Source organism: Variovorax boronicumulans (assembly GCF_019352895.1).
Classification (GTDB): Bacteria; Pseudomonadota; Gammaproteobacteria; order Burkholderiales; family Burkholderiaceae_C; genus Variovorax; species Variovorax boronicumulans_A.
The window spans coordinates 402,709-421,899 of the sequence record NZ_JAAAFX010000007.1 but is presented as its reverse complement, the minus strand read 5'-3'; the positions used below and the strand labels follow the sequence as shown (position 1 = coordinate 421,899).

General features: G+C 68.2%; 14 protein-coding genes. 4 read left to right on the top strand and 10 right to left on the bottom strand.

The window, feature by feature from the left end; translation table 11 throughout:
• Positions 1-40: 40 nt before the first annotated feature.
• From K0H49_RS16935 to K0H49_RS16905, 7 genes are all read right to left on the bottom strand, one after another.
• Complete coding sequence (locus tag K0H49_RS16935; RefSeq protein WP_219214848.1) at positions 41-1,318, bottom strand: flavin-dependent oxidoreductase; 1,278 nt, start codon at positions 1,316-1,318, stop codon at positions 41-43.
• A gap of 467 nt (positions 1,319-1,785) precedes the next feature.
• Complete coding sequence (locus K0H49_RS16930) at positions 1,786-3,138, bottom strand: esterase-like activity of phytase family protein (protein ID WP_219214846.1); 1,353 nt, start codon at positions 3,136-3,138, stop codon at positions 1,786-1,788.
• 161 nt (positions 3,139-3,299) lie between these two features.
• Complete coding sequence (locus tag K0H49_RS16925) at positions 3,300-4,895, bottom strand: FAD-dependent oxidoreductase (RefSeq protein WP_219214843.1); 1,596 nt, start codon at positions 4,893-4,895, stop codon at positions 3,300-3,302.
• Positions 4,896-4,897: 2 nt separating this feature from the next.
• Positions 4,898-6,454 carry a polyamine aminopropyltransferase gene (locus K0H49_RS16920; protein WP_219215497.1) on the bottom strand — a complete coding sequence of 519 codons (1,557 nt, stop codon included), beginning with the start codon at positions 6,452-6,454 and terminating at the stop codon, positions 4,898-4,900.
• A gap of 13 nt (positions 6,455-6,467) precedes the next feature.
• On the bottom strand, positions 6,468-6,695 hold the full coding sequence (locus tag K0H49_RS16915; protein WP_183028562.1) for a DUF350 domain-containing protein: 228 nt from the start codon (positions 6,693-6,695) through the stop codon (positions 6,468-6,470).
• A 42-nt stretch (positions 6,696-6,737) separates the two neighbouring features.
• Positions 6,738-8,225 (bottom strand): DUF4178 domain-containing protein, encoded by a 1,488-nt coding sequence (locus tag K0H49_RS16910; RefSeq protein ID WP_219214842.1) that lies wholly within the window; start codon positions 8,223-8,225, stop codon positions 6,738-6,740.
• A 9-nt stretch (positions 8,226-8,234) separates the two neighbouring features.
• Entirely contained in the window at positions 8,235-9,284 is a 1,050-nt protein-coding gene (locus K0H49_RS16905; protein ID WP_219214840.1) for an SPFH domain-containing protein, read from the bottom strand.
• Positions 9,285-9,513: 229 nt separating this feature from the next.
• On the opposite strand from K0H49_RS16905, the gene K0H49_RS16900 reads away from it, so the two are divergent.
• The 3 genes from K0H49_RS16900 (at position 9,514) to K0H49_RS16890 (ending at position 12,975) form a co-directional block, all read left to right on the top strand.
• A complete protein-coding gene (locus tag K0H49_RS16900) occupies positions 9,514-11,871 on the top strand; it encodes an NADP-dependent malic enzyme (protein WP_257624928.1) in 2,358 nt (785 codons plus the stop codon).
• 202 nt (positions 11,872-12,073) lie between these two features.
• Positions 12,074-12,481: a ribonuclease domain-containing protein gene (locus tag K0H49_RS16895; protein WP_219214838.1), complete on the top strand. Its 408-nt coding sequence runs from the start codon at positions 12,074-12,076 to the stop codon at positions 12,479-12,481.
• Between the two features lie 53 nt (positions 12,482-12,534).
• Positions 12,535-12,975 (top strand): barstar family protein, encoded by a 441-nt coding sequence (locus K0H49_RS16890; RefSeq protein ID WP_219215493.1) that lies wholly within the window; start codon positions 12,535-12,537, stop codon positions 12,973-12,975.
• 304 nt (positions 12,976-13,279) lie between these two features.
• Here K0H49_RS16890 and rsmA read toward each other — a convergent pair whose 3' ends face one another.
• From rsmA to K0H49_RS16875, 3 genes are read right to left on the bottom strand one after another with little or no spacing between them, the layout of a single operon-like run.
• On the bottom strand, positions 13,280-14,056 hold the full coding sequence (gene rsmA, locus K0H49_RS16885; RefSeq protein WP_219214836.1) for a 16S rRNA (adenine(1518)-N(6)/adenine(1519)-N(6))-dimethyltransferase RsmA: 777 nt from the start codon (positions 14,054-14,056) through the stop codon (positions 13,280-13,282).
• Positions 14,056-15,480, bottom strand: a complete 1,425-nt coding sequence (locus K0H49_RS16880) for a peptidylprolyl isomerase (protein ID WP_219214833.1) — start codon at positions 15,478-15,480, stop codon at positions 14,056-14,058. The genes rsmA and K0H49_RS16880 overlap by 1 nt, the downstream gene beginning before the upstream one ends.
• An 11-nt stretch (positions 15,481-15,491) precedes the next feature.
• On the bottom strand, positions 15,492-17,885 hold the full coding sequence (locus K0H49_RS16875) for an LPS-assembly protein LptD (RefSeq protein WP_219214828.1): 2,394 nt from the start codon (positions 17,883-17,885) through the stop codon (positions 15,492-15,494).
• 211 nt (positions 17,886-18,096) lie between these two features.
• Here K0H49_RS16875 and K0H49_RS16870 point away from each other — a divergent pair, with 211 nt between their 5' ends.
• Positions 18,097-19,191 (top strand): aminoglycoside phosphotransferase family protein, encoded by a 1,095-nt coding sequence (locus tag K0H49_RS16870; protein ID WP_219214825.1) that lies wholly within the window; start codon positions 18,097-18,099, stop codon positions 19,189-19,191.

Sequence of the window (19,191 nt, the reverse complement as noted above, 5' to 3'; positions counted from 1 at the left end):
GAAGCGAGGCCGCGGCCGGGCGCCGATGGCGCCTCGCGCTTCAGGCCGCGGGCCGCGCCACCACGCTCTTGGGGTCGAAGCCCGCCAGCTGCTTGTAGCGCAGCGCGACGGCCGCGAGTTCGGCGTGCGGCACCACCTTGTCGATCTCGGTGAAGCCTTCGGGCGCGCGCTCGTGCGCCATCTGCATCACTTGCTCGGGACCGTTCATGCGGTTGCGCAGCACGATGCCCGCGGTGCGCGGCAGGCGGTCGGCCTCGTACTCGCGCAGCGCCATCGACGGGTCCTTGAACTGCGTGAGCGCCACGGTGAGCGCGCGCGTGTCCATGATGGCCTGCGCGCTGCCGTTGGAACCGATGGGATACATCGGGTGCGCCGCATCGCCCAGCAGCGTGACGCGGCCGCGCGTCCAGCCCGGCAGCGGGTCCTTGTCGACCATCGGGAATTCGTAGATCGCCTCGGCGCCGTCGATCACCGAGGGGATGTCGATCCAGTCCCAGCGCCAGTCCTGGAAGGCATCGGCGAACACCGACTTGTCGACCAACTTGTTCCAGTCGCTCTTGGGCGGCGTGTCGTCGTCGGTGCCGGGCACGCGCAGCTCGGCGATCCAGTTGATCAGCGAACGGCCTTCGCGCCGCAGCGGCTCGGAGATCGGGTAGCAGACGAACTTCTGGTCCTGGTGGCCGGCCATGAACATGGTGCGGCCGTCGAGGTAGGGCGCGGCCTCGGTCACGCCGCGCCACAGCAGGCGGCGCGAGAAGCGCGGCAGGTCGCCGCTCGGATAGAAGGACCGCCGCACCGCCGAATGGATGCCGTCGGCGCCCACCAGCACGTCGGCGCTGTGCTCGGCGAGCGTGCCGTCGGCGCGGCTGCGCAGCGTGAAGACCGCGGGCTGGCCGGGCGCGTCCATCAGGCCCGAGCCCGTGCGCACGACCGATTCGAGCACCTGGCCGGTGTGGATGCGGCCGGCGCCCAGGCGCTGCACCGCGGTCTCGTAGAGCAGCATCTGGAAGGCGCCGCGGTGGATGGAGTACTGCGGCACCGGGTAGCCCGCGGCACGGCCGCGCGGCTCGTGCCAGATGCGCTGGCCGAAGCGGTTGTAGTAGGCCAGCGCGGCGGTCTCGATGCCGATCCCGGCCAGCGCGTCGCCCAGGCCCAGGGCCGTGAGCTCGGCCACCGCGTGCGGCAGCAGGTTGATGCCCACGCCCAGCGGGCGGATGGTCTCGGAGGCCTCGAAGACCTCGGCCTCGATGCCTTCGCGCTGCAGCGCGAGCGCCAGCGTGAGTCCGCCGATGCCGGCGCCGATGATGGCCACTTTCATGATGCTGTCTCCTGGGTTGCGCTTGTACTTTTGATCGATGGCGGCGAACGATCTCGTCATCGGCACGACCATGGCGAATTCTGCCGCAGCGGCGTCCGGCGCAGGCAACAGCGGGGGTGACAGAACGCCGATCCACGAACCGGTGCGCTCAACCGAAAGCAGCTGAAGGCGATGGCTGTCGGCTTTCTTCAAGCCGCCCGGTGCGCTGTGATGGACGTCGACCGCGCTGCCGCTGGCGCGCAGCAGGGACGGCCCTGCGACCTCGATGATCGTGCGCTACTGCGAGAAGGTCTTCGCTCCGGACTGCCGTCGTCGGCATCTCCGATCTTGGCGCCGAGCGCTTCCTTCCCCCGGACGCCGGCACTGCGCAGCGTCGTGGAGGATCGATGGGCTTGGGCACGCCTGCCATTCCAGGCCGGCAGCACGCCGGCAACCCCCCGGACCCAGCGCCTCGTTTGCCGGAGCTCCTACTTCGCCTGCAGCAAGGCGCCGGCCTCGAGCAGCACCAGCTCGTTGTCATCCGCCGTGTTCGGCGCGCGGCTGCTCGAGAAGGGCAGGTTGTTGTCGTTACCGACCACGATGTGCGTGGCATCGACCACATCGACGTTCTCGATCGTGAAGAACGGGAAGGTCAGCACGCCGTCGTTCAGCGGCTTGCGCGCAAGCTTGTTCGGATCGGCAATGTTCAGCAGGTCGATGTAGCCGATCTTGCGCACCGGGCCACCCACGTTCTCATCGTTCAGCTCGACCTTGTAGACGCGCTTGAACTTGGCGATGTCGTGGAAGCAGTCGGTGCGCTTCTGGCCCTCGGGGCAGGCCTTGTCGCTGGTGCCTTCGCCGTTGTCGCGCTCGATGATCAGGCCGGTGATGCCGTCGATCATGTTGAAGTCGCCGATGGCGTTGCCGTTGGCTTCGAGCACGTATTTCCAGTGGCGTCCCGTCCACTTTTCGGTGGCCACGTCGAACTCCAGAACGCGCAGCGCTTCCTTGCCTTCGACCTTTTCGAAGTCCTTCGCTTCGGCATTCCACACCGGGCCTTCGAGCAGCGCATAGAGCTTGCTGCCGTCCTTCGACGAGGCCATGCCTTCGAAACCCTTGGAGCGCTTGATCTGGAAGTCGACCGCGCCGCCGGGCGCGCCCGGCGTGGTCACGGCGGGATGGTCGGGCGAGCGCACGGCCTTGCCGTCGACCAGCGTGTCGAACACGGCGAGCACCTTGCCCTTCAAGTCGGCCTTGATCAGGAAGGGGCCGAACTCGTCGCCGATCCACAGCGCGCCGCCGGCGAACTGGAAGCTCTCGGGGTCGAAGTCGGAGCCCGTCAGGTAGCGCTGCTGGGTGCCTTCGTGGACGATGCGGAAAGGCACCTTCTTGTCGGGGTCGTGCAGGAAGACGGTGTTCAGGCGATTGAACTTGCCACTCTTGAAGTCCACCTTGTAGTGGCTCAGGTAGAGCATGAAGTCGGGCGAGTTGGCCTTGGTGCCCGCGCCGTTGTCGGTGAGGATCCAGAAGCTGCCGTCGTCCATCTTCTTGATGCCCGAGTGGCCTTGCAGCGGCTGGCCCTTGAAGGGCAACGACACGCCGGTCGCGCGGCCGGCCGAAAGGCCTTCGACCGAACCCCGTGCCTCCACGCGCTTGCCCGAAGTGAACTTGCCGCTGACCTGCAGGTCGGGCGGCGCGTCTTTCGGTGCCGCAACGAAACTCTGCGCGGGCAGCACGGCGTGGCCGGCGAGCGTAGCGGGGAAGGCGATCTGGGCGACCGCGCCACCGCAGGCGAGAACAGCGGCAAGCGCAACGAGGGACAGGGAGGCAATGCGCGTCATGGGAGAGAGAGGTTGCGAGTCGGAAACGCGTGACCTTGCCGGGCCGGCATGACGTCGGCATGACACGCCTTCAGGGCGCAGCGTCGCCCCTCATCGCTCCCGGCTCGACGCGGTCCTGGCCTTCGACCTTGCGCAGCGCGCGGCCGGCAGTACCGGCGTCTTCAGCGGCTTGCGGCGGCCGCGTTTGTTCCCGCGAGATGGCCGCGCGTGAAGGCCTCTTCGAAGATCGAGTAGCCCGACCAGTCGGCATGCGCGAAGGACAGCCGGCCCGCGGCCACCACACCGTCGGTGCCCAGCTGCGCCAGCAGCCCGGGTGTGGGGATCGCCATCGCATGGCCGTAGCGCGTGATGTCGATGCGCGTGGCGCGTTCGGCCAGGTCCGGATGCGGTACCGAGAGTTCGGCGATGAGTTCGTCGCGCCAGGCGCTCCAGGGCTTGTCCAGCAGTTGCCGGCGTCCGTCGGCGCCGTCGAAGGCGCTGGGGCCCAGCGGGCGGTACCAGCTCAGCACGGTGGCGCGCGGCGTCGGGTCGAGCGCCTGGTGACGCGCATCGACGTAGCCCAGCCCGCGGCTGCCGTAGACCACGTTGTCCCAGCTGGGCGCGGCACCGGGGTGGTCGGCCAGCGGGCCGTCGATGTGCACGTTGGCCACCAGCCAGGGCGCGTGGCGCAGGTGCGCGGCCGCGTTGCGCAGCACGGCGGGCGGGTCCTGGACCACGCGCGCCGCAATGAACACCGGCAGCGCGACGATGCAGCGCTCGGCCTGCCAGCGCACGCGCGACATCGTGCTCGCATCGAACACGTCGACCTCGACGCCGCCGCGTGTCTGTGCGATGCGCGTGACCACATGGCCGGTGCACAGGCGCTCGCCCAGCGGCGCGGCCAGGCGCTGTGTCAGCCAGCCGTTGCCCTCGGGCCAGGTCAGCACCGCGTCGCGTTCGGCGTTGTCGTCGCCGGGTGCATGAAAGCCGTGCCGGCTCGCGAAGTAGTGCAGGCCGGCCCAGGCCGACACGTGTGCGAGGCCCGCGCCGTAGTCGTCGCGGCAGCAGTACTCGAGGTACCAGCGCAGGTGCGGATCGTCCAGGCCCTCGGCATCGAGCCAGGGGCCGAAGGCGACGGCATCGAGCGCCAGCCGCTGCGGCGCGGCCGCGGCGCGCCAGGCCGGGATCGAGAAGCGCATCGCCTGGCGCACGTCGTCGACCCGGCGCGAGAAGCGCTGGTACTGCGCCAGCGTGCCCGCGCCCACGCCCTGCACCGGCAGCAGGCCGTCGTGCCATTCGCCCTGGAAGAAGAGCCGCTCCTGCGGGCTGTGGCACAGGTGGCGCTCGTCGTATTCCCAGCGGCCCGCGACCCGGCGCCGCAAGCCCAGTTCCTCGAGCAGGTCCTGCACCTCGTGCGCCTCGTCGCCGGGCACCGGCAGGTAGTGGGCGCCCAGCGGACAGGCGATGCCCTGGACCCGGCCGCCGCGGCTGTTGCCGCCGGCCTGGTCCTCGAGTTCGAGCAGCACGAAGTCCTCGATGCCGCGCGCCCGCAGCGCACGCGCCGCGGCCAGGCCGGCCACGCCGCCGCCTGCGATCACCACCTGGGTGCGGCGCAGCACCGGCGGCGCGCCGCCCGGCGCCGCGCCATCGCGCAGCGCATGCCCGCGCGCCACGTCGATGCCGGTGAAGCCGCCCGCGATGGCGTGCGGCGGCTCGCAGCCCGCCAGCGCGAGCGCGCCCGCGCCGAGGGCGCTGCCGATGAATGTGCGCCGCTGCATCGTCAATGCGCCGCGACCTTGCCCCACTCGCGCTCGTAGGTCGTGACCAGCGTCTGGTTCGACAGCCGGTTCACCTCCGCGGGGATGCGGGCCATGTCGAGCGGGAAGTCGAACATCAGCGGCAAGGTGGGCAGCGACAGATAGCGCAGCCCGGCCGGCAGCGCCTCGGGCCGGCGGTAGGGCCGATGGCTCGCGATCACGAAACCCCATTCGCCGAAGCTGGGCACGTGCACGTGGTACGGCGTGGCCGTGAGGCCCACCGATTCGATGGTGGTCGCCACGGTCCAGAAGCTCTGGCGCGCGACCAGCGGCGAGGTGGTCTGCACCACCGCATAGCCGCTGGCGGCCAGGCGCTTGTCGAGCAGCGCGTAGAAGGAGTTGGTGTAGAGCTTGCCGATGGCGAAGTTGGTGGGATCGGGGAAATCCACCACGATCACGTCGAAAACGTCGTCGCCTTCCTGCAGCCACTTGAACGCATCGGTGTTGACGATGTGGAGCTTGGGCGATTTGAGCGAACCGCCGTTGAGCGCCGCCAGCGTCTCGTGCTCGGCGAACAGCTTCGTCATGTTCGGGTCGAGCTCGACCAGCGTGACCGACTCGACCGAGGGGTACTTGAGGATCTCGCGCACCGCCATGCCGTCGCCGCCGCCCAGCACCGCCACCTTCTTCGGCGCGCCGTGCGCGGCCATCACCGGGTGCACCAGCGCCTCGTGGTAGCGGTACTCGTCGCGCTCGGCGAACTGCAGGTTGCCGTTGAGGAACAGCCGATGGCCCGCGCTGCCGCGCGTGACCACGATGCGCTGGTAGGGCGAGGTGGCGCTGAAGACGATGTGGTCCTGGTAGAACTTGTCCTCGGCCAGCGTGGTGATGCGGTCGGCGAAGACGAAGCCCGCGGCCAGCACCGCGAGGGTAAGCACGCAGGCCACCACATGCGCGCCGAGTCGGCGCAGCTCGTGCCGGAACAGCCACAGCGCCCACAGCGCGACGGCCGCGTTCATGAAGCCGAACAGCAGGCCGGTGCGGATCATGCCGAGCTGCGGTACGAAGATCAGCGGGAAGGCCACCGACACGGCGAGCGCGCCCAGGTAGTCGAAGGTCAGCACCTGCGAGACCAGGTCCTTGAGCACCGCGTTGCGCTTGAGGATGCGCATCACCAGCGGGATCTCCAGCCCCACCAGCGTGCCGACCACGATCACCAGCCCGTAGAGCAGCAGCCGGAAGGCGCCGGGGATGTAGGCGTTGGCGATGAACAGCAGCGCCGGCAGCGCGCCGCCGATCAGCGCGACCATGAGTTCGATGCGCAGGAAGTGCGCGGGCAGCTGCCGCTCGAAGTAGCGCGAGAGCCAGGAGCCCACGCCCATGGCAAACAGGTAGGTGCCGATGATGGTGCTGAACTGCAGCACCGAATCACCGAGCAGGTAGGAACTGAGCGCGGCCGCGCTGAGTTCGTAGACCAGGCCGCAGGCCGCGACCACGAACACGCTGGCGAGCAGCGCGATCTCGACCGGCCGGGGGCCCGCGGCCGCATCGAGCTCAGGGCCCCGGGCCGGGCCCTGCATCACGGACACCGGCTCAGCCGCCGTGGATCGCCGCGGCGACGATCAGCGAGACGCCCAGGCTCATGGCCGCGACCACCAGGCCGAGCGCGACGTTCTGCTTCTCGACGATCTCGGCCCACAGGTCGACCGGCGTGATCTTGTCGATGATGAGGAAGCAGAGCCAGAACACGATCACGCCGATGAAGGCGAACAGGATCGAGCCCAGAAATGCGGCAGGCCGCAGCCATTCAATTCCCAGCATGAGAACCTCCGGAAGAAAACAGGTTTGAAAAGGGAGCGTGCGTCACTTGTGACCGCCGCCGCTCGAATAGCCGCCGTAGGAACCGCCCGAACTGCGCGACGACGAGCCGCCCGTCGAGCGGCCGCTGCAGGTGCTCAGGATGATCAGCAGGATGAAGATCACCACGATGATCAGGATGATGGTGCCGCAGCCCATGCTCGATGCCGAACTCAGCGGCGCCGCATCGTCGCGCTTGAACATGTCCTTGCGCGCATCGAGCTTGAAGGCCGAGGCCACAGCGGCGCTGTCCATCTTGCTGCCCGACGACCAGGTCAGCTCGTTGGCCGAGCGCTCCATCGACAGCAGCGCGCTGCCGTCGGCGAAGTCGCGGTTGAAGCTCTTCTGCCCGCGCTCCACCTGCCAGTAGAACTCGCCCGCCACGTAAGTGGTCTCGGCGTTGTAGGCGTACTGCTGCTGGTAGCTCTTGCCCAGGTACTTCGCGCTCTTCCCGCTCTCGGCCATGCTGGGCGCGCCGGTGGTCGGGGCCACCATGCTCCAGCCGTCTTCCGCGTCGACCAGGAAGCTGAAGCCGCGCTTCTTGTTGTAGAGCAGGTACTCGTTCCAGCCGAAGTGCTCGTCGTCGCCGGGCTCGACGCCCATGCGGTGCTGGAAGCCCACCACCTGCCAGGCCACACCCTGCAGCTGGCCGATGCTGCCCAGCGCGATCAGCGGACGCACCGAGTCGTTCTGCTCGGCATGCTTGAGCTCGCCGCCGATGCCCTGCGACAGGTCGATGATGCTGTGGCAGTTGCCGCAGGTGATGCTCTTGCTGTCGGCCAGGTTGACCGTCACCGGCGAGCCGCAGTTGGGGCAGTTGAAGCTGCGACCCTTCTCGTCCTTGGCCGATTCCTCGCGCAGGCCGGTGAGCTGCAGGTCCTCGAGGCGCACCGCGCGACCGAGGTAGGCGCCGGGCGGCTGCGTGTCGTAGTCGAGGCTGAGCACCTCGCCGGTGTCGTTGCGCAGTTCGACCACCGCGAAGGTCTTGCCCAGTTCGGGCAGGCGCGGCAGTTCGCCCTGTGCGGACACCAGCGCCACCTGCTCGTTGGAGCTGACGGTGTAGTTCCGGCCGTTGAAGGCCGTGGTCGCGCCGACGCGCAGGTCGGTCGGCGCGGGCGCCGCGCGGTCCAGCGTGTGCGGCAGCGCGAAGACGAAGGCGCCGTTGTCCTCGCTCAGGACGCCGGTGCGTTCGCCATCGAGCGCGGCGATCCATTCGGTCCAGCGGCCGCCCGGGTAGCTGTACTGCAGCCGCCCGACCAGCGTGAAGGGCTTGTTCTGGAGACGGCCCGCGGCAAACAGCTGCAGCGGGCTGAAATCGTCGAACAGCTCCGCCATCTTGCCGATGCGCGCGAGCGTGTCGCCCTGGCGCACGACGGTGCTCTGGCAGTAGGGGCAGACGGCGAACGTGGATTGCGCCGACTTGAATTCGACCGGTGCGCCGCAGCCAGGGCAGGGCGCACGGTAGGCGCGCTGGGCGCCTGTTTCCTCAGCCATCGGTGCGGGTTAGACCAGCTTCTTCAAGAGCTCGGCCTTCTTCGCGTCGAACTCTTCTTGGGTCAGGATGCCCTTGGTCTTGAGGTCGCCCAGCTTCTCGAGCGTGGCCATCACGTCGTTGGCGCTGATCTCGCTCACCGGCGCGGCGGCGGCCACGGCGGCCGTGGCCGCCGCGTTGGGGTTCAGCCCCTGCGCCAGGTTCTGCGCCAGCACCTGGCCGAGCGCCACGCCCGCGCCCAGGCCCATCGCGTCGCCCGCGATGCCGCCACCGCCGCTGGCCGAGCCCTCGGCGAACTTGGGGATCGCCTGCGCCGTCTGGTACTGCATGAACTTGCCCATGTCGTTGCCGACCATGCCCATGCCGATCTTCTGGTCGAGCACCTTCTGCAGCTCTTCGGGCAGCGAGACGTTCTGGACCGTGATGTTCTCGAGCTGGATGCCGATCTTGGCGAACTCGGGCTTGAGCTGGGTCGCGAGCGCGTTGGCGAACTCGATCTGGTTGGCCGCGAGGTCGAGGAAGGGCACGCCGCTCGAAGCGATCGCGTTGCTGATGTTCTGCAGCACCAGGCCGCGCAGCTGGCCGTCGAGGTCGGCCACGGTGTAGAGGTCGCGCGTGCCGGAGATCTCGGTGTGGAACAGCTTGGCGTCGCCGACGCGGAAGCTGTAGTTGCCGAAGGCGCGCAGGCGCACTGCGCCGAAGTCCTTGTCGCGGATCGTGATCGGCTGGGGCGTGCCCCACTTCTGGTCGACCTGCTGGCGCGTGCTGAAGAAGTAGACGTCGCTCTTGAACGGGGACTCGAACAGCTTGTCCCAGTTCTTCAGGTACGTGAGCACGGGCAGCGTCTGCGTCGTGAGCTTGTACATGCCAGGGCCGAACACGTCGGCCACCTTGCCCTCGTTGACGAAGACGGCCACCTGCGATTCGCGCACGGTGAGCGAGGCGCCGTTCTGGATTTCCATCTCCGCCATCGGGAAGCGCCAGGCCAGCGTGCCATCGCCAGTCTCGGTCCACTGGATGATGTCTATGAACTGCTTCTTGATGAAATCCATCAGTGCCATGGCGCCCCTCTCAGTCGTTGGAGTTGAATCGTCCGGATCATATAGCGCAGGGGCCCGCGCACGTGTGACGCGGGCGAGCGGGTTTTCGCACCGCCGTCAACGAGACCCTGGCCGGTCCAGGCGCTTTGCGAGCCGCCTCGGCCGGGGCCCGAGGTCTACAATCGCGCCCCCTACAACAGTGTCGCGGACGCGTCATTTCACGCGCCAGCGACAGCCGGAGCACGCAGTCATGTCCGATCTCTCCCCCCTGAGCCCCCCCTCGACGGCTGTGCCGAGCGTCGAAGACAAGCGCGCGGAGCTGCGCCGCGCCGCGCTGGAGTACCACGAGTTTCCGGTCCCCGGCAAGGTCGCGATCGCGGCCACCAAGCAGATGGTCAACCAGCGCGACCTGGCCCTGGCCTATTCGCCCGGCGTCGCCGCGCCCTGCGAGGAAATCGTCAAGGACCCGGCCAACGCCTTCAAGTACACGGCCCGCGGCAACCTGGTGGCGGTGATCACCAACGGCACCGCCGTGCTGGGCCTGGGTGACATCGGCCCGCTGGCCTCCAAGCCGGTGATGGAAGGCAAGGGCGTGCTGTTCAAGAAGTTCGCCGGCGTCGACGTGTTCGACATCGAGATCGACGAGAAGGACCCCGTCAAGCTGGTCGACATCATCGCGTCGCTGGAGCCGACCTTCGGCGCCATCAACCTCGAGGACATCAAGGCCCCGGACTGCTTCTACATCGAGCGCGAACTGCGCAAGCGCATGAAGATCCCGGTGTTCCACGACGACCAGCACGGCACCGCCATCACGGTGGCCGCGGCGCTGCTCAACGGGCTGAAGGTCGCGGGCAAGAACATCGCCGACGTCAAGCTGGTCACTTCGGGCGCGGGCGCCGCGGCGCTGGCCTGCCTGAACCTGCTGCTCAAGGTGGGCCTGCGGCGCGAGAACGTGTTCGTGACCGATCTGGCCGGCGTGGTCTACGAAGGCCGCACCGAGCTGATGGACGAGGACAAGCGCCAGTACATGCAGCAGACCACCGCGCGCACGCTCAGCGAAGTGATCGAAGGCGCCGACGTGTTCCTGGGCCTGTCGGCCGGCGGCGTGCTCAAGCCCGCGATGGTGGCCAAGATGGCGGCCCATCCGGTGATCTTCGCGCTGGCCAACCCCAACCCCGAGATCGCGCCCGAAGACGCCCATGCGGTGCGCGGCGACGTGATCATGGCCACCGGCCGCACCGACTACCCGAACCAGGTCAACAACGTCCTGTGCTTCCCGTACATCTTCCGCGGCGCGCTCGACTCGGGCGCGACCACGATCACCGACGAGATGGAGATCGCCGCGGTGCACGCCATCGCCGAGCTGGCGCAGGCCGAGCAGAGCGAGCGCGTGGCGGCCGCCTATGTGGGCGAGAAGCTGACCTTCGGCCCCGAGTACCTGATCCCCAAGCCCTTCGACCCGCGCCTGATGATGAAGATCGCGCCGGCCGTGGCCAAGGCGGCGGCCGAGAGCGGCGTGGCGATGCGCCCGATCACCGATCTCGACGCCTACCGCGACAAGCTGCAGAGCTTCGTCTACGCCTCGGGCACCGCGATGAAGCCGATCTTCGACGCCGCCAAGCGCGCGAGCAAGAAGCGCGTGGCCTACGCCGAGGGCGAGGAAGAACGCGTGCTGCGCGCGGCCCAGATCGTGGTCGACGAAGGCCTGGCCCGGCCCACGCTGATCGGCCGGCCGGCGATCATCGCCCAGCGCATCGAGAAGTTCGGCCTGCGGCTCAAGGAAGAACTCGACTACGACATCGTCAACGTCGAGCAGGACCACCGCTACCGCGATTTCTGGCAGACCTACCATCGCATGACCGAGCGCATGGGCACCACGGTGCAGACCGCCAAGATCGAGATGCGCCGCCGCCTGACGCTGATCGGCGCGATGCTGCTGCACAAGGGCGAGGTCGACGGCCTGATCTGCGGCACCTGGGGCACCACCGCGATCCACCTGCACCACATCGACCAGGTGATCGGCAAGCGCCCCGGCGGCTGCGCCAGCACGCCGCAGGACGTGCCGATCTACGCGTGCATGAACGGCCTGCTGCTGCCCGACCGCCAGGTGTTCCTGGTCGACACCCACGTCAACTACGACCCGACGCCCGAGGAACTGACCGAGATCACGACCATGGCGGCCGAGGAAATGATGCGTTTCGGCATCAAGCCCAAGGCCGCGCTGCTGTCGCATTCGAACTTCGGAAGCAGCAACCAGGCCAGCGCGATCAAGATGCGCCGCACGCTGGACCTGCTGCGCGTGCAGGCCCCCTGGCTCGAAGTCGACGGCGAAATGCACGGCGACGTGGCACTCGACGGCAAGCAGCGCGCGGCCGTGATGCCGCACAGCGCGCTGTCGGGCAACGCCAACCTGCTGGTTTTCCCGAACCTCGACGCGGCCAACATTTCCTACAACCTGCTCAAGACCGCGGCCGGCGGCAACATCGCGATCGGCCCGGTGCTGCTGGGTGCGGCCAAACCTGTGCACATTCTCACGGCCAGCGCCACCGTGCGCCGCATCGTGAACATGACGGCCTTGACAGTCGCCGACGCCAACGCCGACCGTTAAGCGCCACCGCGATAGCGGTCGCTAACTTCACCGCCCCGGATCGGGGCCCGGCGCCTGCTCAAATTTTGAGCAGGCGCTTGCTATTTGTGCATCCCTGGTGCACACTGACAAGCTTGAATTCGCGGGTTAACCCCAAGGTTGACCCCGTTTCGACCCCCGCCCTTTTTGCTTGTGGCGCCCCATGGCGGCCGCTGTTCCATCCATGGCCTCGATCACGTTGTCTGCGTCCCGTTTTGCCCTGGCCGGCTTGCTGCTGGCGCTGTTGGCGACCGGCGCCGACGCCCGTGACACCCGAGGCACGACGGAACGGCAGTCGCTCCAGGATTCGATTGCGCTCGGCGAGCTGCCGGCACAAGGCCAGCGGACCTACCAGGCCATCCTGAACGGTGGCCCCTTCCGGCATGACAAGGACGGCACGGTGTTCGGCAACCGCGAGCGCCTCCTGCCGTCCGAGCGGCGTGGGCATTACCGCGAATACACGGTCGATACGCCAGGCGCACGCAACCGCGGCGCGCGGCGCATCGTCTGCGGCGGCCAACCCGTGACGGCACCGACAACGTGCTGGTACACCGCGGATCATTACGCGAGCTTTCGGCGGATTGCGCCGTGAGCAGCAGCAGCAAAGAACCGAATTGGAGCGGCGCATCCCTGCGCCCCGATGACATGACGACGACGACGACAACCATGGAAAGACCTGCGGAGATGACCTTATCCCTTCGTGCCGTGCGGCCCAACATCGTGCAGTCGATTCGCGCTTTCCGCGTGAACGACCTGCAGGAGGCTGCGAACGCGGCGGGACAGCACTTCCTCTATGCCAATCTGGCCAACGCCCAGACCAAGCAGGACGTGCTCGACCTCATCGCACAGCAATTCACCTTCCCCTCGCATTTCGGGAAGAACTTCGACGCGCTGTACGACTGCATGACCGATCCCTTGCATAAATCGGGCCCGCAGCCTGGTTTTGTCATCGTGCTCGAGCAGATCCCGGCCAACGCCAAGTTCGACAAGGAAGCACGCGAGCAATTGCTCGACATCTTCCGCGACGCCTCGGACTACTGGGGTGACCGCAAGATCCCGTTCCGCTGCTTCTATTCTTTTCTGTAGCCCGTTCTGCACACACCAGCCAAGCAGAACGGGCTGTCGAGGCTCCTGAAGGAAGCACGCCGATCGCCGACATCGAAGTCGCACCGGTCGATCCCACCGCCGAGAAGATGCCGACCGACAAGTTGGTCGACGTCTCGCCACTGGCATTGCGCATGAGCAGTCCCTTCAACGCAGGGTATTGGCTGGCCGCAGCCTGAGTCGCCGCAGCGCGCTGCCCGCCGTCCGGCCACACCGGATCGCCGGCGTTCCGCGAACATGAAAAAAGCCCGTCGACGACGGGCTTTTTTCATGGCGCCGCGATGGCTCAGGGCGGCACGGCCTGGGCCAGCGCGACGTACTCCGCCACCGGCACTTCCTCGGCCCGACGCTGCACATCGAAGCTGCCGCCAAAACCGTGTTCCTCGAGCCAGCGGCCCAGCGTGTTGCGCAGGATCTTGCGGCGCTGGCTGAAGGCCACCTGCACGATCTCGCCCAGACGGGTGGCATCGACCGCCGGCGGCTGCGCCAGCGGCACCATGCGCACCACGGCGCTGTCCACGCGCGGCGGTGGCTCGAAGCTCTCAGGCGGCACGAACAGGAAGTTCTCCATCGCGTAGCGCCACTGCAGCATCACGCTCAGCCGGCTGTAGTCGGAGGTGGCGGGCCGGGCCACCATGCGGTCGATGACTTCCTTCTGCAGCATGAAGTGCTGGTCGGCGATCAGGTGCGCGAAATCCAGCAGATGGAACAGGATCGGCGTGGAGATGTTGTAGGGCAGGTTGCCCACCACGCGCAGCGGCTTGTGCGCGGGGCCGGCCAGCCGCGCGGCCAGCGCGGCGAAGTCGACCTTGAGCACGTCGGACTCGATCACCTCGAGCTGGCCGTGCGCGCGCAGACGCGCCGCCAGGTCGCGATCGAGCTCGATCACGGTCAGGTGCCCGAGCCGCTCGACCAGCGGCTGCGTGAGCGCCGCCAGACCCGGCCCGATCTCGACCATCGCATCGCCGGGCTGCGGCGCGATGCCGTCCACGATCGCGTCGATGATGCCGCCGTCGGACAGGAAGTGCTGGCCGAAGCGCTTGCGCGCGATGTGCTGCGCCATCAGACCGGCGGCTCGCGAAATTCGACGTAGGCCCGGCCGCGCACTTCCTGCACCCAGGTCTCGTAGGCCTCGTCCATCTTCTTCTCGCGCAGCACGGCACGCGCGGCTTCGCGCTGCTCGGTCTGGCTGAGCTTGGCCTCGCGCCGGGCGACGGCCTGGATCAGGTGGACGCCGAAGCGCGTGACCACCGGGTCGCTGATCTGCCCCGGCGCGAGCCGGTCCAGCGCTTCCTCGAACTCGGGCACGAACTGGCCGGGCCGCGCCCAGCCCAGGTCGCCACCGTCCTTGGCGCTGCCGTCCTGCGAGTTGTCGCGCGCCAGCGAGGCGAAGTCGGCGGTGCCGGCCAGCACGCGGCGCTTGAACTCGGCGAGCTGCTCGATGGCTTGCGCGGTGCTGCGCTGCGGATCATTGCGCAGCAGGATGTGGCGCGTCTGGGTCTGGGTGACCACGCCTTCTGCCGCACCGGCCTGGCCCTTGGCCAGCACCTTGATCACATGGAAGCCGGCGCCCGAACGCACCGGTCCGACGATGCCGTTGACCGGCGTGGTCTGCGTGGCTTCGACGAACAGCGGCGGATAGCGGTCGGCGCCGCGCAGGCCCAGCGAGCCACCGTTGGCGCGATCGGGCGAGTCGGAGTTCTCGCGCGCCAGCTTGGCGAAGTCCTCGCCGGCACGCGCCCGGTCGGCCACGCCCTGGGCCTTCTTCTGCAGCGCCGCGATCTGGGCTTCGCTCGAATCCTCGGGCACGGTGACGAGCACGTGCGCCAGGTTGATTTCCGGCGCGGCCACGGCATTGCCGCTGCGCTGGTCCTGGATGAACTGGTCGACCTCGGAGTCGCTGATCTTGACCCGGGCGTTGACCTCGCGCTCGCGCAGGCGGGTCAGCAGCAGCTGGTCGCGCAGGTCGCTTCGGAATTCCGCGCGGGTGATGCCTTCGGAATCGAGGCGACGGTACAACTCTTCCTGAGGGACCTGGTTCTGGCGCGCCACCAGCTGTTCGGCCTGGTCCACCGCCTGGTCGTCGACCTTGATGCCGCTTTCCTTGGCCAGCTGCAGCTGCGCGCGCTCGACCACGATGCGTTCGAGCACCATGCGATTGAGGTCGGCGCGTGGCACGCGCTGGGCCTCGGGGTTCTCGCGCAGGATCCGGGTCGCGCGCTTCTGGACTTCGGTGTTGGTCACGGGCTCGGAATTGACCAGCGCCACGATGTACTCGGCCGCGCGTTGCCCGGTCGGCGCGGGCTGCACCGCGGCGCTGCGGGGCACCTGCGCCGGCGCCGTGACGCGGGCGCCGCCGCGCATGATGTCGGTGATGCCCGTGCCGCCGCCAGGACGCATGCCCAGGCCCTGCGCTTGCACGCCCGACGCGGCGGCCGCCAGCATGGCAAGGCACGCCAGGGTGAGGGTGGAGCGAGAAGATTTCATGGTGACAGGGTTCAGTCGTAATTGGTGAAGCGGCTCGGCGAATCGCCGGGCACGCGCAGGGGCTGGTAGCGCTGGATGTTCTTGGCCAATGCGGTCATCGGGTTGGAGCCCACACCCACGCTGGCGAAGCCCACGAACTCGATCTGGAACATGATCCGCGTGTTGGCTGTGACCTGTCCCGTGGTCAGACGTTCCAGCACCACGCGCCCGATCCAGCAACATCCGTCATATTCCACGCCCACGACGCCGTCGGTGAGCTGGCGGTCCTTGAGGCTGTAGTTGAGCCGGCCGACCGCATACCAGCGGCCGCCGCCCTCGCCACGGCCCTTGCCCAGGTCCTTGCCCTTGTCGCCCCAGAGGTCGTTGAGCGGCCATTGCCAGCCGACGTCGATCGACTTGTTGCCGTCCTGCGTCAAGGGCGTGCTGTCGGCCTGGTAGCGCAGCGCCGCATTGATGGTGCGATAGGCGCCCGGGCTGTAGCGCGCACTCAGCGTGCTGCGCACCGAGCGGCCCTCGTCGGGGTTGTATTGGATCGTGGTGTCCACGCTCCACTTCGGGGTCCAGTTGATCTGCGCACCGAGCAGCACGTCGCTCAGCCGGTCGGTCGCCGGCAGCACGCCCGGCAGCGTGACGCGCTGATCGGCGAAGCGGAAGCGCTGCGCAATACCGAAGCGCGCGGCCTCGGCCCCGGTGTCGGGGTCGATCAATCGCGTGCTCACGCCGGCCGTCAGCAGGTTGCTGTCGGAGATGCGGTCGTTGCCGGAGAACGCGTTTTCGGAATAGATGGTCGCGAAGTTGAAGTCGTTGGCCGCGGTGTCGTAGATCGGCAGCTGGCTCTGGTCGCGGTAGGGCGTGTTCACGTAGAACAGCCGCGGCTCCAGCGTCTGGCGGAAGGCCCGGCCGAAAAAGCTGGCATCGCGCTCGAACACCAGGCCGCTGTCGAGACTGAAGGTGGGCACGGTGCGGCTCGCCGAGCTGGCGCCGTTGGCCAGCGGCGTGTCGAACTGGTAGGAGGTCGCATGCAGCTGCAGCTTCGGGATCACGAAACTCGAGGGCGTGATCCACGGCCGGCTGATCTGCACCGAGCCGAACACGCGTTCGCCATTGGGCTGCAGCAGTCCGTTGAGCAGCGGCGCGTACTGCGAATCGGCGCGAAAGCGCGTGTAGTCGAGCGAGGTCGTGACGTCGAAGCCACCCCAGTCGTACTGCGTGTTGTTGGCCGTGATCTGCGGCATGCGATCGTAGGGCGGCGTGATCGGCGACAGCGAGTACTGCAAGGTCTGGTAGGACAAGGCACGCACCTGGCCGCTCCAGTCGCCCTTGCTCCAGTTGACCGCGGCTTCGCTGTCGAGCAGCCGCGAGGTCAGCGTGGGGGTGCGCGAGAAATCGCGCCAGTAGTCGTTGTCGCTGACCCGGTTCAGGCGCAGCGTCGCCGAGAGCGAATCGAGCCCGAAAGGCTTGGGATCGAAGGTCTGGCGGTGCGTGGTCCAGACGCCCCAGCGGTCGCGGTCGCGCAGCGAATCGGTGGGCATGTAGTCCACGCGCGCGGTGCCGCTGTAGGTGCTCTCGAGGTAGCGGAACTCGCTGCCGATGTTGATGCCCCGCTTGCCCATGAGCGTCGGGTAGAGAGTGGCGTCGCGGTTGGGCGCGATGTTCCAGTAGTAGGGCAGCAGCACTTCCGCGCCGTTGACGCTGCCCACGCCGAACACCGGCGGCAGCACGCCGCTCTGGCGCTGGTTGTTGAGCGGGAAGGTCATCGAGGGCAGCGCCGGCGTGGTGATGCCCATGAAGGTCATGCGCGCGTCGGTGGCGGTGCCGATGTTCTCCTCGGTGTCGGTCGTGAGCGTGGCCGCGCTCAGGATCCAGGCCGGCATCCAGCCGGGGTAGTCCTCGCGCCGGCAGGTGGTGTAGGTGGCCTGCCGGGCGATCGACACGCTGGAGTCGACGAAGTCGATGCGCTGCGCATCGCCATGGCCGCCGGTCGCGAGGAACTGGTAGCGCACGTTGTTGAAGAAGCCCTCGAAGGTCTCCAGCTTGAGCTGGAGCTCGGGTCCGTCATAGGTGTTCCCGGCCTGGTTCACGTGCACGTTGCCGCGTGCCTTGGCCAGGTCGTCGGGCTGGTAGTACTCGAGGCGGTCGGCACGGATCACCGTGTCGCCGCGACGGATCGAGGCATGGCCTTCGATCACCGTCTCCAGGTCGGGGCGGCCGGAAACCTGGTCGCCTTCGATCAGGTTCGGGCGCAGGCCGCGCTCGGTGTTGGGAATGGTCTCGACCAGTTGCGGCGTGCGCTGCAGCACCAGCGGGGCATCGAGCCAGTTGTCCTGCGCCCAGGCCCCCTGCGCCTGCCACAGGGCCAGGGTCAGCAGGGCCAATGGCAGCGGCGGGCGGCGCAGTCGACTCATGCGCGGCCTCCCCCGAGCGCCCGGGCGTGGCCCGGGACCCGTGCGGCGGACGGCATGGGCACGACGTGCCGGGCACGGTGGCGTTTCGTTTCGGACATGGGCAGGGAAGTCAGCAATCGTCGAAAGAGCGTCGGCCAGAAGAAGAGCGGGACCCCGAGGGGAGCGGCTGCCGTGGGGTCCGCAAGACGCGGATTTGTAGAATCGATTATCCATGACCGCATCCCCGCCCACGTCCCTCGCTCCCGCCCCCCCCATCCTCTGGGACGACCCGGACCGCGCCGCGGCCTTCGCCGCCTGGCTTGCACGCATCGCACCCGCCCATGGCCTGAAGCCGGACACGGTCCGGCTGGCCTCGGCCGACGCCAGTTTCCGGCGCTACTTCCGCATCGACTGCCACGACGGCACCGCACGGTCGCGCATCGTGATGGACGCGCCGCCCGAGAAGGAAGACAGCGCGCCCTTCGTGCACGTGGCCGGCCTGCTGCATGCGGCCGGCGTGAAGGCGCCCGAGGTGCTCGAATGGGACCCGGCCGTGGGCTTCATGCTGCTGGACGACCTGGGCCGCCAGACCATGCTCGACGTGCTCGACCCGGCCAACGCCGATGCCAGCCGGCCGCTCTACGCCCAGGCCATCGACGCGCTGATCGCCTGGCAACTGGCCTCGAAGCCGGGCGTGCTGCCGCCCTACGACCGGGCGCTGCTGGAGCGGGAACTCGCGCTGTTCCCCGAGTGGTACGTGCGGCGGTACCGCGGCGTGACGATCGAGGGCAAGCTGCAGGAGCGGCTCGAGCGCAGCTTCAGGGCCATCCTCGAGAACAACCTCGCATCGCCCAGCGTGTATGTGCACCGCGACTTCATGCCGCGCAATCTGATGCTGTCCGGTGAAGCCCATGCGCCGCTGGGCGTGCTGGACTTCCAGGACGCCGTCTACGGCCCCATCACCTACGACATCGCCAGCCTGATGCGCGATGCCTTCCTGAGCTGGGACGAGGACTTCGTGCTCGACATCACCGTGCGCTACTGGCAGCAGGCGCGCAAGGCCGGGCTGCCGGTCGACGAGGACTTCGGCGCCTTCTACCAGGCGGTCGAATGGATGGGCCTTCAGCGCCACCTCAAGGTGGCAGGCATCTTCGCGCGGCTCACGCTGCGCGACGGCAAGCCGCGCTACCTGGAAGACACGCCTCGTTTCATCGCTTACATCCGCGCCACCGCGAGCCGCTACACCCAGCTCACACCGCTGCTGCGCGCCATCGACGAGATCGAAGGCACGCAGGCGGCGGTCGGTTTCGCCTACGGCCGGGTCTGA

Bases quoted from the DNA above. Each gene is read 5' to 3' on its own strand.
- K0H49_RS16935 (WP_219214848.1), bottom strand. From the start codon at position 1,318: ATGAAAGTGGCCATCATCGGCGCCGGCATCGGCGGACTCACGCTGGCG.
- K0H49_RS16930 (WP_219214846.1), bottom strand. From the start codon at position 3,138: ATGACGCGCATTGCCTCCCTGTCCCTCGTTGCGCTTGCCGCTGTTCTC.
- K0H49_RS16925 (WP_219214843.1), bottom strand. From the start codon at position 4,895: ATGCAGCGGCGCACATTCATCGGCAGCGCCCTCGGCGCGGGCGCGCTC.
- K0H49_RS16920 (WP_219215497.1), bottom strand. From the start codon at position 6,454: ATGCAGGGCCCGGCCCGGGGCCCTGAGCTCGATGCGGCCGCGGGCCCC.
- K0H49_RS16915 (WP_183028562.1), bottom strand. From the start codon at position 6,695: ATGCTGGGAATTGAATGGCTGCGGCCTGCCGCATTTCTGGGCTCGATC.
- K0H49_RS16910 (WP_219214842.1), bottom strand. From the start codon at position 8,225: ATGGCTGAGGAAACAGGCGCCCAGCGCGCCTACCGTGCGCCCTGCCCT.
- K0H49_RS16905 (WP_219214840.1), bottom strand. From the start codon at position 9,284: ATGGCACTGATGGATTTCATCAAGAAGCAGTTCATAGACATCATCCAG.
- K0H49_RS16900 (WP_257624928.1), top strand. From the start codon at position 9,514: ATGTCCGATCTCTCCCCCCTGAGCCCCCCCTCGACGGCTGTGCCGAGC.
- K0H49_RS16895 (WP_219214838.1), top strand. From the start codon at position 12,074: ATGGCCTCGATCACGTTGTCTGCGTCCCGTTTTGCCCTGGCCGGCTTG.
- K0H49_RS16890 (WP_219215493.1), top strand. From the start codon at position 12,535: ATGACGACGACGACGACAACCATGGAAAGACCTGCGGAGATGACCTTA.
- rsmA (WP_219214836.1), bottom strand. From the start codon at position 14,056: ATGGCGCAGCACATCGCGCGCAAGCGCTTCGGCCAGCACTTCCTGTCC.
- K0H49_RS16880 (WP_219214833.1), bottom strand. From the start codon at position 15,480: ATGAAATCTTCTCGCTCCACCCTCACCCTGGCGTGCCTTGCCATGCTG.
- K0H49_RS16875 (WP_219214828.1), bottom strand. From the start codon at position 17,885: ATGAGTCGACTGCGCCGCCCGCCGCTGCCATTGGCCCTGCTGACCCTG.
- K0H49_RS16870 (WP_219214825.1), top strand. From the start codon at position 18,097: ATGACCGCATCCCCGCCCACGTCCCTCGCTCCCGCCCCCCCCATCCTC.